Origin of the sequence: Rhodococcus sp. NPDC078407 (assembly GCF_044542515.1) — a bacterium.
GTDB lineage: Bacteria > Actinomycetota > Actinomycetes > Mycobacteriales > Mycobacteriaceae > Rhodococcoides.
The window spans coordinates 23,480-38,226 of the sequence record NZ_JBITUQ010000002.1; the positions used below are offsets into that span (position 1 = coordinate 23,480).

Consider the following 14,747-nt stretch of genomic DNA (forward strand, 5'->3'; position numbering starts at 1 on the left):
GCTTTCGAGCTCGACTCTGTCGACGCATGGCCGAGACTCGGAGAATGAAGGACGACCGAATGGTTCGACGCGCCGAGGCGCTGGCTAACGGGAGCGCCGATCACGAGCTGCGGGCACTGTACGAGCGGGGTGGCTGGGAGCGTCTTGTGAACGGCGTCTACGTTCCGACGTCGAGGTTGGCTGGGTTGACGGAACAGCAGCGGCACAGGTTGTTGCTCGATGCCGTGCTGCCGATCTTGTCCGATGACTACGTCGTCAGTCACCGCTCGGCCGCACTACTGCACGAATTGCCCTTACCCACAGGCGGATTCGACAAGGTTCACGTCACACGACACCGCCGCGGCGGCGGTCGTAAGAATGCGGCGGCAATCGTGCACTGTGCACCGTCGGTATCGAGCGTGACAGTCGACGGTATATCGGTGACCTCGCTGGCTCGGACGGTGGTAGACCTTGCTCGAACCGAGACACTGCTGTCTGCAGTGATCGCAGGTGACGTGGCTCTGAAGAGCTGCGACCCGTGGGAGCTCGACGCGGAGTTGCAGCGGGCTCGAGGATGGAAAGGTGTAGCGCAGGCGCGTCGAGCCGTGAATCTGATGGACGGGCGCAGCGACAATCCTGGGGAATCGCAGAGTCGAATGATATTGCGCGAGTATGGATTCGACGTTGAATCTCAAGTAGAGATACTGGATCCAAGCGGGCGATCGGTGGCACGGATCGACTGGCTGGTCAATAGCATCGTCGCGTGCGAATTCGATGGAAAAGCCAAATACATCAAGTACTTGCGATCGGGTGAGAGCCCTGGCGACGTGGTGTTCAAGGAGAAGGTACGGGAGGATGCGGTGCGCGATCTCGGCTATCCGGTGGTGCGCTGGACCTGGGCGGACCTGGCGAATCCGGCAGAATTGGTGGCTCGTGTCGCCCGAGCTGTAGAACGGGCCGCTGCTCTGCCCCCACCTCTGGGGAGCGTGCGACATCCATCGGGTGGTCTGCAAACGCACGCGCATTCGCCGGGCGCACGCGAAATTGCTTGACGATTCCGGAGATTTCGCGCGCACCTGACAAATGCGCACGCGTTTGCGACCCGCTCGGTGGCGGTGCAACCCTCGCACCCCTGACAAATGCGCACGCGTTTGCGGCAACACCGGCCGACATCCGAGCGAGCAACCCCCACCCGACGCCACAACGAACAACGGCCGCACTCGTGAACGAGTGCGGCCGCCGAAGAACTCAGGAAATCAGAACGCTGCTTCGTCCAGTTCCATGATGTCGTTGTCGATGTTGGTCAGGATTGCTCGCGTTGCAGTGAGCTGCGGCAGAATGTTCTTGGCGAAGAACGATGCCACTGCGATTTTGCCTTCGTAGAACGACTTCTCCTTGCCCTCTGCACCGTTGTCCAGTGCAGCGATGGCGATTTCGGACTGACGCAGCAGCAGCCAGCCGATGAGCAGGTCGCCGAAGCCCATCAGGAATCGCACCGATGCCAGGCCGACCTTGTACAGCTCGGTGGGCTGGTCCTGTGCGCCCATGAGGTGCTGGGTCATCGAGGTGACGATGGCCTGCACGTCTTCGAGTGCAGTGGCGAGCAGTGCACGCTCGGACTTGAGGCGACCGTTTCCTGCTTCGCTGTCGATGAACGACTTGATCTGTCCGGCAACGTGAGCCAGGGCCACACCGCGGTCGCGGGCGATCTTGCGGAAGAAGAAGTCCTGCGCCTGGATGGCGGTGGTTCCTTCGTACAGCGAGTCGATCTTGGCGTCGCGGACGTACTGCTCGATGGGGTAGTCCTGCAGGAAGCCGGAGCCACCGAAGGTCTGCAGGGACTCGGCGAGCACCTGGTAGGCGATTTCCGATCCGACGCCCTTGACGATGGGCAGCAGGAGGTCGTTGACGCGGTATGCAATGTCTTCGTCTGCGTCTGATACCTGCTTGGCGGTGACGGGATCCTGGTGTGCGGCGGTGTAGAGGTACACCGCGCGCAGGCCCTCGGAGTACGCCTTCTGCAGCATGAGGCTGCGTCGGACATCGGGGTGGTGCGTGATGGTGACGCGCGGCGCGGTTTTGTCGGTCATCTGCGTCAGGTCGGCTCCCTGGACGCGCTCCTTGGCGTACTCGAGAGCGTTGAGGTAGCCGGTGGAGAGGGTGCCGATTGCCTTGGTGCCGACCATCATTCGTGCGTGCTCGATGACGTCGAACATCTGCGCGATGCCCTTGTGGACCTCGCCGACGAGCCAACCCTTGGCGGGAACGCCGTGGCCACCGAAGGTGAGCTCACAGGTGGCGGAGGCCTTGAGGCCCATCTTGTGCTCGACGCCGGTGACGAATGCGCCGTTGCGCTCGCCCAGTTCACCCTTCTCGAAGTCGAAGAGGACGGACGGAACGAAGAACAGGCTCAGGCCCTTGGTGCCCGGTCCGGCACCTTCGGGGCGAGCGAGCACGAGGTGGAAGATGTTCTCGAACAGGTCGTCGGAGACGGCCGAGGTGATGAAGCGCTTGACGCCTTCGATGTGCCAGGAGCCGTCGTCCTGCTTGATCGCCTTGGTGCGTCCTGCGCCGACGTCGGAACCGGCGTCGGGCTCGGTGAGAACCATCGTGGCACCCCACTGGCGCTCGACGATGACCTTGGCCCATTCCTTCTGCTCGTCGGTTCCGTTGTGGTACAGGATGTTTGCGAAGCCGGGGCCTGCGGAGTACATGAATGCTGCGGGCTGCGAGCCGAGCAGCATCTCGTTGATGCCCCACAGGAGGTTGCGGGGGGCCGGCATGCCGCCGATTTCCTCGTCGAGTCCGACGCGCCACCACTCACCGTCGGCAAGGGCCTTGTAGGACTTCTTGAAAGATTCGGGAAGCTTCAGGCTGTGGGTCTCGGGATCGAAGACCGGGGGGTTGCGGTCCGCATCCGCGAAGGACTCGGCCAGCGGGCCCTCGGCCAGGCGTACTACCTCGCGCAGCATGTCGCGGGCTACTTCGCCGTCCATGTCGCCGAAGTTGTCGCCTTCGAGTGTCTCGTCGAGTCCGAACATCTCGAAGAGGTTGAACTCGAGATCCCGGAGGTTGCTCTTGTAATGGCCCATTGCTCGTTCGCTCTCCAGTCGGTGGTGCGGTCTCGTGAGTACCGCCCAAGTTAGCTACTCGTCGGTAACTTAACGGATATTACCCCCGATCCGTTTCGCTGCCAAGGGCGGACCTACTCGCGAGTAGTAAAGCGTCGATCGCTGTGCCGCCGCTCACGTCGCGATAGCGATTCTCGGCCGTGACAATGGTCAGTCGCGAGTCGACGTCAGACACCAAATCGCTTGGTGTGTACAGTATTTCAGGCTCCTGGGGGCCGCCGACGCCGGCGTCGATGTTGGAACTATGGTGCCCGAGAATCATGAGGATTCCATCAGGTTTCAGAGCCGAGATCGCGGCCGAGACGGCGGAACGTCGGGCAGGCGGGGGCAGATGTAGATAGAACATGAGAACCAGGTCATAGTTCGGCTCCGTTGCCAATTGCGTCACATCGGCGTGGATCCAGGTCAGACGCTCGCGAACCGACGTGGGCGCGGCGGCGGCGACGCGACTCGCTCGTGTCAATCCCACTGCAGAGAAGTCCACCGCGTCGACGGTCCAGCCGCGAGTTGCCAACCAGATGGCATTCCTGCCCTGGCCGGATGCCAGATCCAGTGCACGACCGCGCTTCAGTGTTGTCGCCACCTCGACCAATGTTGCGTTCGGTGCCTCGCCGTACACGAGTTCTCGGCCGTCGTATTTGCGATCCCAGTCTGCGGCGTCCACCTGCGGAAGCCTAATGGGGTCACTGTACGGGTGAAGGAATCGGGCAAATGCACCTCGATGTCGTAACCTGGATGGCGTGAGTGATCTACCCGATTCCGGGCTGGCCCGGGATTTGTCCGTCAGTGCTATGCGGCTGGTCCGAAGGCTGCGGCTGCGCCACTCCAGCGACAGATTGCCTGTTGCTCACTTGTCCATTCTCACGACGCTGCTGCGTGAGGGGCCGATGACGACGGGCGAGTTGGCAGCGCGGGAGCGCATCAAGCCCCCGTCGGTGTCGAGGTCGTCGCATTCGTTGGTGGAGTCGGGCTTGATCTCTCGGGAGCCGCACACGACGGATGGCAGACAGGTAGTTCTGCAGTTGACCGATGCGGGAACAGCTGCTGCGCGAGAAGAGGTTGCCGCCCGGGAAATCGCGTTGGCCGAACAATTGCAGAACCTGTCGCCGCAGGAGCGGGAGACATTGGCTGCCGCCGCGAGCATTCTGTCCGAGATCGTCGAGCAGGTCGACTGAGAGAACGTCAGTTGTCGTTGCTGACTTCGTGGTCGAGAGTGTCGATATCCCAATCGAATGTCGAGCCCAATTCCTCGGTGTCACCCCGGTGTGCGACGCGACCGAGGACGCCGGCAACGATCGCCGCGCACACCACCCATACGGTGACGAATATCAACAACCCGGTCATGACACACTTTGTAGCACCTGTGTCTGTGAAATAGCCGAGAAACGGTGATTCGGCTTTGTTGCAATTGGTTATCGGTCGTCCATGACTGGACAATCCAGTCGGTTGGAAGCATCTGCTCCGCAACAGATGTGGAGGCTTTGGGGTCCGAATGCAAATGTGCCGAAAACAAACCTCACGTAACGGACCCGAAATCCTGTTTCGATCGAATTCGGCCGACGGCATTTCGAAATCGACTGTTCGGTTTGCACAACCGCGATACCGAGTCCAGATCCGACTCGAAATCGACATCGCGCAATTCCTCGAGCATCGTCAGCGACGCGCCCTGGGCGGTCAGTGCGTCGTACGTGTCGGTACCCGTCGACGGTGCCGACATGGGTACGTCGAGCAGAGCACGAGCCATGGCGGGATCGCGCAAGCCCAGTGCCCACCACCCGCCGTCCTCTGCTGCTCCGAGCACGTCGGTGTTGCCCAAGAGCGCAGCGGCGTCGGACAGGGCCTGCGCGGTGACCTGGGGTGTGTCCATTCCGATCTGCAGTACGGCGCCGGTGGTCGCGGCATCTGCGTGCGCATTCGCCAGTCGTTCCCCGAGACCTTCGCCGCGTTGCGCGATCACCGTGAACGACGCCAGCGCGTGAGTCAATTCGTCGGAGCGGGCCGCGTCGGCGAGGGCGCCGGTGAGTGCCACGACACGGTGATCGACACGGGCCGCTGCGACGGCATCGAGGGTGTCCAGCAGCGAGGCCGCGGCCAATTCGGCTGCGGCGTCGTCTCCGATCGTGGCGGCGAGGCGTGTCTTGGCCAGGCCGGGTACGGGTGCCTTGGCAACGACGAGTGCGGTGACGATCACGAGAGCACCTTCCAGAAGTCTCGAACGGCGACGATCGTCCCCTTCGCCGACCCCGAGACCTTGGACGTGCCCGCCGTTCTCGGGCGGTAGTCCACGTCGTGTTCGACGACGGTCCAGCCGGCTTCGGCGGCCAACACCAGTAGCTGGAGTGGGTAGCCGGAGCGGCGGTCGGTGACATCGAGGTCGATCAGTGCTTGGCGGCGGACCGCGCGGATGGCACCGAGGTCGTGTACCGGCAGCTTGTACTTGGTCCGAAGCCGAAGGGACAGAACAGCATTGCCGATTCTGGCGTGCAGCGGCGAGCTGCCCTTGGCCGGTCGGCGACGGCCGACCGCGAGGTCGGCGTGATCGAGAGCGGCCACCAGCGTCGGCAGGTCGCGTGGATCCATCGAGCCGTCCCCGTCCAACACACAGACTATGTCGGTGTCGGCGGCGAGTACGCCTGCGTGCACGGCGGCTCCGTAACCGGGGACGGTCTCGCCGACCACTCTGGCACCATGTGCGGCGGCGACGGCTGCGGTGCCGTCGGTCGAATTGTTGTCCACCACGATCGTCCGGTATCCCGGTGGGATGGAGTCGAGCACTGCGGGAAGCGATTCGGCCTCGTTCATGCAGGGAATGACAACGGTGACAGAAGCGGGCTCAGACACGAGGTGGCCCCGTTCCTTCGGCGTCGCGCAACGGGGCGTCGGCGAAGGCGGTGAGGCCGTCACGGGGCATGATCTTCGCGCGGAATCCCATGGTGCGTTCGGCGAGTTCGGAACTGGCGACGATGTGCCGAACGTCGCCCGCTCGATATTGCCCAGTGATCTCGGGAGCCGGTCCTCCGCGTGCGTCGGCGAGAATGCCGGCGACTTCGCCGATGGTGATCGGTTGTCCCGAACACACGTTGAAGGCGGTGAAACCGTCCAGTTCGGCGGAGATCGATGCGATGTTGGCCGCCGCGACGTCGTGCACGTGCACGAAATCGCGAGCCTGCTTGCCGTCCTCGTACACCGTCGGAGCCTGGCCACGTTCGAGAGATGACCGGAACATGGCTGCGACACCGGAATACGGGGTATTGCGCGGCATGTGCGGGCCGTAGACGTTGTGGTAGCGCAGAGCTGTCACCGAGCCACCGGTGGCGATTGCCCACGCGGCGGCATAGTTCTCCTGGGCCAGCTTGCTCGCAGCGTAGGTACTTCGGGGCTCCAGCCGCGAATCTTCTTCGACGAGAAGCCAATCGAGGGGTTCACCGGACCTGGGATCGCGATTGTCGAACATGCCGGCGTCGAGATCGGCGCGGGACCGGGGGCGTGGAACGACGGTTTCCCCCGACGAATTGAGGTAGCGCCCTTCACCGTAGACAACCATCGACGAGGCCAGAACCAGTCGTGTGCAACCGGCCTCGTACATTGCTGCGAGCAGGACGGCTGTTCCGTAGTCGTTGTGGCTCGCGTAGGCCGGAGCATCTGCGGCGTCGACGCCCGCTCCGACGACGGCTGCCTGGTGACACACGACGTCCACCCCGCGCAGTGCCTCGACGAGTGCGTCCTTGTCTCGCACATCGAGGCCCAGAATCCCGTCGGTGCGCGCACCCGGGCCGTGCGCAGATTCCAGCATCGCGTCGACGGCCAGGACCTCGAGGTCTGCACTTCGTGCGGCATCGAGGATGTGGCCGCCGATGAAACCGGCTGCGCCGGTGAGTAATACGCGGGTCATGGCAGCTCGATCGGTAGGGTGATCCCGGCGTGGACTCGGCAATCGGAGCACTCGCCTGTAGGTGCGTCCCGCACCGCGGAGCGGACCAGGTTCTTGAGCGGTTCGATGTTCTTCTGGAATTCCGCGAAGACATCCACGGCCTTGACGCCCTGGCCGGATTCGATGCCTGCGTCGAGGTCGGTCACCAGAGCTATCGGTGCGTAACAGAGTTCGAGTTCTCGAGCGAGAACGGCCTCGGGATGACCGGTCATGTTCACCAGTGTCCAACCCTGACGGGCGAACCATTGGCTCTCCGCCCGAGTGGAGAATCGTGGACCCTCGACGACCACCATGACGCCGCCGTCGATCGCATTGTCCTGGAGGGCAGCCCCGCGCAACTGTGCGCAGTACGGGTCGGCGAATTCGACGTGAATTCCGCCCTGGTCGAAGTAGGTCTGTGTGCGCCCGGACGTCCGATCGACGAGCTGATCGGGAATCACGACGGTGCCGGGGCCGTATTCGGGCACCAGCGATCCGACGGCGCACGGCGCGAGCACCTGCCGAACCCCGAGCATTCGCAGCGCCCACATGTTCGCGCGGTACGGCAACGTGTGCGGGGAGTATTCGTGCTTCCGGCCGTGTCTGGGTAGAAAGGCGACCCTCCGACCCTCGACCTCCCCCAACGTGATCGGGGCGCTCGGGGCTCCGTAGGGAGTGTCGAGCTCGACCTCCTCGGCGTCGTCGGCGAAGAACGAGTAGAAGCCGCTACCGCCGATGACGGCGATCTCGGCCCGTCCTTGCAGGTCCTTGTTCATCTGCTCATCCTCCATCACCGTCGGTCGATATGCTTGTGCGAAGCCGTGCTCGTCTCGATGTCCGCAGGGAGAAAACACTATCCGTTACTGGAGAGAAGCCGTCGCCGGTACGTTGGCCGTCGCGCTCGTCGTGGTCGCGTTCATCGTTCCGTATCTGGGAAACGAGCTCGTCACTCCCATCATCAACAGAACGCCGCAGCAGGTGCGCGATTTCGCCGACGCGGCACCGCTGTTCGGGTTCCGCGAGATTCACTTCGGCTGGGGCACACCGTTCGCCGTGCTCATCGCAGTGGCCACCGTGTTGTGGGGCCCCACAGTGGCCCGCCGATTGTCGTGGAGCCGTCTGCTGTTCGTCGTCTGGGGTGCGTCCGCCGCATGGACCATGTCGTTGGCGATGGTCGACGGGTGGAAGCGCGGCTTCGTGGATCGATTGGCGTCGACGGACGAGTACCTTCACGAGGTGCCGGGAATCACCGACATTCCCGCTACGTTGCGCGGCTTCTCCGAACGAATCCTGGACTACCAGGCGGATTCGTGGACCACTCACGTCTCGGGACATCCGCCGGGGGCGTTGCTGACGTTCGTCTGGTTGGACCGCCTCGGCCTCGGCGGTGGTGCATGGGCGGCGACGCTGTGTGTGCTGGTCGGAACCAGTGCGGCCGTCGCGGTGGTCCTGACGATCCGAGTGCTCGGTGACGAGGACATGGCTCGGCGTGCCGCGCCGTTCGTTGCCGTTGCACCGGCGGCGATCTGGATCGCCGTGTCGGCGGATGCATTCTACGCCGGTGTCGCCGCGTGGGGAATCGCATTGTTGGCGGTCTCCACGAAGAAGTACCTGTGGCCGACGGCGATCGGCGCGGGCGTGCTTCTCGGGTTCGGTGTCTATCTCAATTACGGTTTGGTGCTGATGGGTCTGCCGGCGGTTGCGGTGTTGATCGCCGGGCGAAAAATTCTGCCGTTCGTGGGCGCGCTCATCGGAGCGCTCGTCGTCGCGGGAATCTTCACTGCATACGGATTCTGGTGGTACGACGGCTACGAGCTCGTGCAGGAGCGCTACTACCAGGGCATCGCCACGGATCGTCCGTTCGAGTACTGGGGTTGGGCCAATTTCGCCGCATTGTTCTGTGCACTCGGTGTGGCTGTGCCTGCTGCGTTTCCGCGGATTCTCACACGCGTGCAACCGATCAATCTGCTGGTGATTGCCGGTATCGCGGCGGTGGTGATGGCAGATCTGAGCCAGTTGAGCAAGGCCGAGACCGAGCGTATCTGGCTGCCGTTCGCGATGTGGATGCTCGTTGCACCCGCAGTGTTGCCGGCGCGCACACATCGATTCTGGTTGGCACTGCAAGTGATCGGCGCGTTGGCGATCAATCATCTGCTGTTCACGAATTGGTGAGCGGTTCACGCGTCATCTGGGCGAACCAGCGTCCGTCGATCGGGGCCACGTCGATCATTCGAAGGCCGGCCGCCCGGGCGAGATCGGCGGTGGCGTCGGCGCTGACGCTCGACCACGCGAACCAGTCTCCGACCATGGTGTCGGTCTCCCAGCGCACGGTGCGGTGACGAATTCCGTAGTCGCTGGGCGCATCCACCTCGGCGATGACGGCTCCATGCGGGGCCAGTAGGTCGGCCGCCCGACGCAGCAGGCGCACCGGATCTCCGCCGATACCGATGTTTCCGTCCGCGAGCAGTACACACGACCACTCACCGGTGTCGGGCAAGGGCTCGAAAAGATCCCGCAGTACGGCATTGCCGCCGCGGCCGATGGTCAGATCCACGGCAGCTTTGGATGTATCGACCCCGAGGGCAGACACGCCGCGTCGAGCAAGCGCTTCGGTGAGCCGCCCCGGACCGCAGCCGAGATCGATGGTGGGGCCGATACATCGGCTGATCATCGCGTGGTCTGCGCGGCGGTCCTCCGCGGAGGAGGCGTCGCCTCCCATCCAGCGGGCGGTGGGGAGTTGCTGTCGGCTGCCGTCGACATCGCCGATCCAGCAAGGCAATCCAGCTGCGGCACGATGAAAGAGTGTATCGGCGGTGACGCTCATGCTCGGCTCCGTACGAGGATCAATCGAATGAAGTAAGCGACAGCGCTCACCGTGAACAGCGCGGCGGTCAGCACTAGCCAGCGTCCGAGGAAAGGTTCCTGGGTCAATCCGGTTGCGGCTCGGTATGACTCCGCGCCCTGAGAGAGTATCCCGGGAAAGAACAGAAGAAACGTCAGAGCAGCCCCGAGGGCGGGGACTCGGACGAAATTCACAGGCGAGACCGTCAACGGCCGTCGCGGTAAGCCCGTGACGATGCGGTCGGCCAAAGAGTAGAGCGGGTAGAGCACGGCATCGTGAAGCAGAACGGAGCCGAAGAACCACACGACGATCGACTTCCACCAGATGTCGTCGTTCCACAGGTTTTGCGGGCCGGCGAGCATGACGACGTAGCCGACCAAGGCGAAGGACAACAGTAGGCCGACTGCGTGGAGGGGATGTCCGCCATAGATTTTCGTGAACACTCTCACCGAATGGCTCCTGTTCCGAAGAACGCAAACACCCGTGCGCGGGGGTCACCGTCTCTTACGGTGACCCCCGCGCACGGGCTGAAGAAACTGTTTACGAGGCGGTGTTGATGGTGATGGTCGCAACGCCCACGAGCAGTCCCGGGGTGACAGCATCGGTGTTGAAGGTGCTGTTCAGCAGTCCGGCAGCGGTCTCCGAGATCTTGACCTCGGTGCCCTGCAGGATTGCGGTGTCGTTGGGTCCGGTCGCGAGCGGCTGCAGGGTGCGGCCGTCGAGATCGAACAACACTGCGTCTGCAGCTGCTTCTTCGCCGTTGACCATGACGTCGCCGGTGAGGAGCGAGGTGCCCGGGTCGATGTCGAAGTTGATGAGCTCGACGACGGTGTCGCCGGCGGTCAGCGACAGGCCGCTGCCGTCGTGGTTGATCTCACCCTGCACGTAGGGATCGACAGTGCCGGGCTCCCAGTACTTGACGTCTCCGCCGGTGATCGGGAAGCGGATGGAACCGTCGGCGAGAGTGGCGGTTCCGACAACGCCGGGGGTGAGGCCCAGAGTGGTCAGTGCGCCGGTGAAGCCGGCATCCAGTGCGACTGCGGTGTCGACGCCGGTGAGGTTCTCGACCTCGGCTGCAGGCTCGGGGGTGCTTTCGGTGGTTTCCATGGCCGACGACTCCGACGAAGTAGCTGCGTCAGTGGTGTCGGAAGCCTCATCGCTGGAGCATGCGGCAAGCGGGACAATGGACAGTGCACCGATTGCGGTGGCGGCCAAAGCTTTACGAACAGTGAACATGTCGGTCAACCTTCCGTGCTCGTCTCTCGAGCGTTGTGGGTCATTCGGCGCTGCTTGCCGAGCGGATGGGTTTCATCTCGATCCCTGTCTGGGAGCGTGTCCACCTGTTACCCGGCAATTCGGACTCTCAAACCGGAAAGTTTCCTGTTGTTCGACTCCGGGTCAGCGAAGTATCAGGTCTGCCGCCCGTTCGCCGATCACCACCGATGGGGCATGGGTGTGTCCACGAATGATGCTCGGCATGATCGAGGCATCGGCCACCCGAAGACGGTCGACTCCCCGCACTCGGAGCTCGGAGTCGACGACGCTGTCGGCGTCGTTGCCCATCCGGGCAGTGCCCACGGGGTGATACAGCGTGTGGGCATTCTGCTCGAGGGTCTCGGTGAGCAAGTCCGCCGGGGAGATGTTCGACGCCACCTTGGGGCGGACGATGTCGCCGAGCTCGCCCTTCATCGATGGGGTTTCGGAGATTGCAACGCAGGCCCGTAGCCCTTCGATCATGGCGCGGCGGTCGAGTCCGCCGGGGTCGCTGAGGTAGTGCGGTTCCACGATGGGCTTGGCCAGGGGGTCGGCGGAGCGGAGGGTGATCTCGCCGCGGCTCTCGGGCTTGACGAGTACCGCGCCGATGACGGCGGCGTGCGAATCCTGGCCGACGAGTCCCTCGTCGAAGAAGGGTGCGGGGCCGAAGATGAGTTCGATGTCGGGCAGGGTGAGGTCTTCTCGGCTCTTGATGAATCCGTAGGCCTCGGCGACGTTGGAGGTGAGCATGCCGCGTCGGCGAGTGAGGTAGTTGACCAGTTCCGGGATCTTCTCGGCGTGCAGCAGGGAGTCGGACTCGGTTTTCCAGCCGATGAGTGCGGCCAGGTGGTCGAGGAGGTTCTGCCCGACGCCGGGTGAGTGATGCTGGACGGCGATTCCGTGCGACTTCAGCTGTTCCTGGTCGCCGATGCCCGAGAGCATCAGCAGCTGCGGAGTGTTGATGGCTCCGCCGGAGAGGATGACTTCTTTGTGTGCGCGCACGCTGTGTGTCCGGCCACCGGAGGTGTATTCGACGCCCACGGCCGCAGTGCCCTCGAAGAGAACGCGAGTGGCGTGTGCCTCGGTGAGGATGGTGAGGTTCTTGCGCTTCTTCGCCGGTCGCAGGTATCCATCCGCGGTGCTCCACCGTGCTCCGCGCTTCTGGTTGACCATCGTGCGGGTGAAGCCCTTGGGCTCGGGCAGGTTGGCGGTTTCCAGCGAGTAGCCCGCTTCTTCGACGCCGTCGAGGAACGACGACGTCAGGTCGCGGGGACTGCGCTGGTGGGAGACGATGAGTGGGCCGTCGGTGCCCGCGTCGGATGCTGTTGTGCCCTCGATGCTCTCGATCTTGCGAAAGTATCCGACCAGGTTGCGGAACGACCACGAGTCGTCGGACACCGCCGCCCAGTCGTCGTAATCGGCTGCGAATCCGCGCACCCACATCATGGCATTCATCGAGGACGATCCGCCGAGCATCTTGCCCCGCGGCCAGTAGATGCTGCGATCTCGGAGTTCGGGCTGCGGTTCGGTCAGGTAATCCCAATCCACCTCGCTACGAAAGAGTTTGGAGAACGCAGCGGGGATGTGGGCGAACTTGTTCTTGTCCTCGGGGCCTGCTTCGAGCAGGATCACCTCGTTGCGGGGGTCGGCGCTGAGGCGATTGGCCACCACTGCGCCGGCGGAACCTGCGCCCACCACGATGTAGTCGGCAGTCTTGGGCTGTGAGCTCATCTTTGTCCTTGAAGTCGTCGTCGAAGCGGTGTCAGCCGCGCAGGGCAGAGGCGAATATGGCAGGAAGCTTGGACCAGGACGGTGCACCCGCGAAGGCGGTGAGCAACTTTCCGGTCGACGCTGCCGTCTTGTTGGTGACGAACCATGGCGGCTTCGGAGAGATGGAGAGTTCCCCGTTGATCAGCGAACGCGACAACGGACGGAAGGGGCCGCGCACCACGGTTCTCTCGGCCCCATCGATCAGCAGTGCGTTGTGCACGATGCCGATTCCGCTCTGCACGTCGTCGATGGTGTGGCCGGGGTAGGCACCCCAGGTGGCCGACGCGGTGAGGAATCCCAGCGCCGTCCAGGCGTTCACGGCGATGGTGCCGTAGCGCAGTTCGGCGAGCATGGTGTCGAACTTCTCCCCGAGTCCTTTGATGGTGGCGGGGGTGCCGATGATGTTGATGCCGAGCGTGCCGGTGAATTCCTCGTTGGCGGCCTGGGCGGCTTTGGCGGCGAATGCTGCACCGCTGTAGGGCAATTCGATGACACCCATCACCGGAGCGAAGTACTCGGTCTGCAGCAGCGGTGCGTATTCACCCGGGTTCAGGTCGGTGATGAGGACGCGGCCACCACCGTCGCCGAGTCGTTCGGCCGAGGGGTAGGTGGCGGTGGCGTCGGACACCCGCCTGTCGCTACCTGGGTAGTAGGGAGTGCGCGCCGGTGCACGGTCGAGTGCCGCGCGCAGAGCGGCAACGAATTCGTCGCGCTGCTTCCACTCGGAGGACAGTACGACGACCTGTGATGCGACACAGTTGTAGCCACTGTTGTGCAGTCGTTGGGTGGCAACGTGTTCGGCCTGGAACAGGATGTCGGCGCGGCTCCACTCACCCGGCAGCACGATCGTGGGCGAGACGCCGCCGAGTTCGCTCGAGATGTCCTTGGTGAGGATCGGGTCGTTGGTGGCCTTGCGGGCCGCGCCGTCGTTGCCCGTGCCGAACACGATGGCGTCGTGCGTGAGGGAGCTTCCGGTCATGTGCACGTGGTCGACTCGATCGTGCCGAACCAGGTACGTGCCTACATCGGCTCCGCCGGTGAGCAGGCGCAGTGCGCCGATGTCGACGAGGGGTGCGAGGACCTTCTCGAACACCGGTAGCAACGGGTCCATGATGGGATTGAGCTTGAGCGCGACCACGCGGTTGAATGCGAGCAGTTCGTACAGGGCGTCGAGCGGGGCGATCGAGGTGATGTTGCCTGCGCCGAGTACCACTCCGATGCCGGCGGTACGGGCTGGGTCGAGCTGAGCGAGGCCTGCCGAGCGCTGTGCGGTTGCACGATCGATCCCCGGCTTCAGCCACACTTCGCCGGTGAACCCGTTGAGCAACAAACGGTCGTAGATGTTGAGCGGCAGTACCGACACCGTGGTCCGTCCGCCGGGTGCCGTCCCGAACTTCACGTCGGCCAGCGGGCTGGTGCCCGCTTCCAGGGCCGTGAGCGTGTGGGACAGGGCACCGAGCGCGCCGAGCATCGAGTACGGCCCGGACAACCATTCCTCACCGACGAGGCTGGACGAGGGGTCGAGCCCCTTGATCGACGTGGCTGCCGTCACCCATTCCTGGGCGTGAGCAGACGTCAGCGCATGCATTCGTTCGAGTAATGCGCGCCGGTCGGCCAGGGTCAGCCGACCCCAGTTCTCCTCACCCCGAGAGAGATCGGCGAGAGCGGCATCGACGGCCGACTGAGTGTCGGCACCGGTCGTGGGGACTGTGTGCAGGTGCGGTGTGGCTTCGCTGGTCAACTTGTCTGCTCCGGTCGTCGTTGTCATACACGGCTTCGAGTGTGATTGTCGTCGCATTCGGGCAGGAGACGCTATGGGCCAGTGCTCTCAATCGAGTCCTCTCGTTTGTGCCGTCGCACA

15 protein-coding genes are annotated in these 14,747 nt (G+C 63.8%); 3 read left to right on the forward strand and 12 right to left on the reverse strand.

Annotated features, from left to right (window positions below):
* The first annotated feature begins 44 nt into the window (after window positions 1–44).
* Window positions 45–1,031 carry a hypothetical protein gene (locus tag ACIGGF_RS02515; RefSeq protein WP_397519877.1) on the forward strand — a complete coding sequence of 329 codons (987 nt, stop codon included), beginning with the start codon at window positions 45–47 and terminating at the stop codon, window positions 1,029–1,031.
* A gap of 204 nt (window positions 1,032–1,235) precedes the next feature.
* On the opposite strand, the gene ACIGGF_RS02520 is transcribed toward ACIGGF_RS02515, so the two are convergent.
* Both ACIGGF_RS02520 and ACIGGF_RS02525 read right to left on the reverse strand, forming a co-directional pair.
* Window positions 1,236–3,071, reverse strand: a complete 1,836-nt coding sequence (locus ACIGGF_RS02520) for an acyl-CoA dehydrogenase (RefSeq protein ID WP_397519878.1) — start codon at window positions 3,069–3,071, stop codon at window positions 1,236–1,238.
* A gap of 79 nt (window positions 3,072–3,150) precedes the next feature.
* On the reverse strand, window positions 3,151–3,774 hold the full coding sequence (locus tag ACIGGF_RS02525) for a class I SAM-dependent methyltransferase (RefSeq protein WP_397519879.1): 624 nt from the start codon (window positions 3,772–3,774) through the stop codon (window positions 3,151–3,153).
* A 76-nt stretch (window positions 3,775–3,850) separates the two neighbouring features.
* Here ACIGGF_RS02525 and ACIGGF_RS02530 point away from each other — a divergent pair, with 76 nt between their 5' ends.
* Window positions 3,851–4,285, forward strand: coding sequence for a MarR family winged helix-turn-helix transcriptional regulator (locus ACIGGF_RS02530; RefSeq protein ID WP_397519880.1), 435 nt, complete (start codon window positions 3,851–3,853; stop codon window positions 4,283–4,285).
* A gap of 7 nt (window positions 4,286–4,292) precedes the next feature.
* On the opposite strand, the gene ACIGGF_RS02535 is transcribed toward ACIGGF_RS02530, so the two are convergent.
* From ACIGGF_RS02535 to ACIGGF_RS02555, 5 genes are all read right to left on the reverse strand, one after another.
* A complete protein-coding gene (locus ACIGGF_RS02535) occupies window positions 4,293–4,454 on the reverse strand; it encodes a hypothetical protein (RefSeq protein WP_397519881.1) in 162 nt (53 codons plus the stop codon).
* 172 nt (window positions 4,455–4,626) lie between these two features.
* Entirely contained in the window at window positions 4,627–5,301 is a 675-nt protein-coding gene (locus ACIGGF_RS02540; RefSeq protein WP_397519882.1) for a DUF2064 domain-containing protein, read from the reverse strand.
* Window positions 5,298–5,951 (reverse strand): glycosyltransferase family 2 protein, encoded by a 654-nt coding sequence (locus tag ACIGGF_RS02545; RefSeq protein WP_397519883.1) that lies wholly within the window; start codon window positions 5,949–5,951, stop codon window positions 5,298–5,300. The genes ACIGGF_RS02540 and ACIGGF_RS02545 overlap by 4 nt, the downstream gene beginning before the upstream one ends.
* Window positions 5,944–7,002 carry an NAD-dependent epimerase/dehydratase family protein gene (locus ACIGGF_RS02550; RefSeq protein ID WP_397519884.1) on the reverse strand — a complete coding sequence of 353 codons (1,059 nt, stop codon included), beginning with the start codon at window positions 7,000–7,002 and terminating at the stop codon, window positions 5,944–5,946. Before ACIGGF_RS02550 ends, ACIGGF_RS02545 begins: the two co-directional genes overlap by 8 nt.
* Window positions 6,999–7,796, reverse strand: a complete 798-nt coding sequence (locus tag ACIGGF_RS02555) for an S-methyl-5'-thioadenosine phosphorylase (protein ID WP_397519885.1) — start codon at window positions 7,794–7,796, stop codon at window positions 6,999–7,001. The genes ACIGGF_RS02550 and ACIGGF_RS02555 overlap by 4 nt, the downstream gene beginning before the upstream one ends.
* Window positions 7,797–7,875: 79 nt before the next feature.
* Here ACIGGF_RS02555 and ACIGGF_RS02560 point away from each other — a divergent pair, with 79 nt between their 5' ends.
* Window positions 7,876–9,192, forward strand: coding sequence for a hypothetical protein (locus ACIGGF_RS02560; protein WP_397520146.1), 1,317 nt, complete (start codon window positions 7,876–7,878; stop codon window positions 9,190–9,192).
* Here the strand turns inward: ACIGGF_RS02560 and ACIGGF_RS02565 are convergent.
* From ACIGGF_RS02565 to ACIGGF_RS02585, 5 genes are all read right to left on the reverse strand, one after another.
* Window positions 9,179–9,844 carry a methyltransferase domain-containing protein gene (locus tag ACIGGF_RS02565; protein WP_397519886.1) on the reverse strand — a complete coding sequence of 222 codons (666 nt, stop codon included), beginning with the start codon at window positions 9,842–9,844 and terminating at the stop codon, window positions 9,179–9,181. The two genes, ACIGGF_RS02560 and ACIGGF_RS02565, sit on opposite strands and share 14 nt — an antisense overlap.
* The gene (locus tag ACIGGF_RS02570) at window positions 9,841–10,311 is read right to left on the reverse strand and encodes a hypothetical protein (RefSeq protein WP_397519887.1); all 471 of its coding nucleotides are present in this window, start codon (window positions 10,309–10,311) and stop codon (window positions 9,841–9,843) included. Before ACIGGF_RS02570 ends, ACIGGF_RS02565 begins: the two co-directional genes overlap by 4 nt.
* Before the next feature lie 91 nt (window positions 10,312–10,402).
* The gene (locus ACIGGF_RS02575; RefSeq protein ID WP_397519888.1) at window positions 10,403–11,098 is read right to left on the reverse strand and encodes a hypothetical protein; all 696 of its coding nucleotides are present in this window, start codon (window positions 11,096–11,098) and stop codon (window positions 10,403–10,405) included.
* Window positions 11,099–11,260: 162 nt separating this feature from the next.
* Complete coding sequence (locus tag ACIGGF_RS02580) at window positions 11,261–12,847, reverse strand: GMC family oxidoreductase (protein ID WP_397519889.1); 1,587 nt, start codon at window positions 12,845–12,847, stop codon at window positions 11,261–11,263.
* Window positions 12,848–12,878: 31 nt separating this feature from the next.
* Window positions 12,879–14,654, reverse strand: a complete 1,776-nt coding sequence (locus ACIGGF_RS02585; RefSeq protein WP_397519890.1) for an aldehyde dehydrogenase family protein — start codon at window positions 14,652–14,654, stop codon at window positions 12,879–12,881.
* Window positions 14,655–14,747 lie beyond the last annotated feature (93 nt).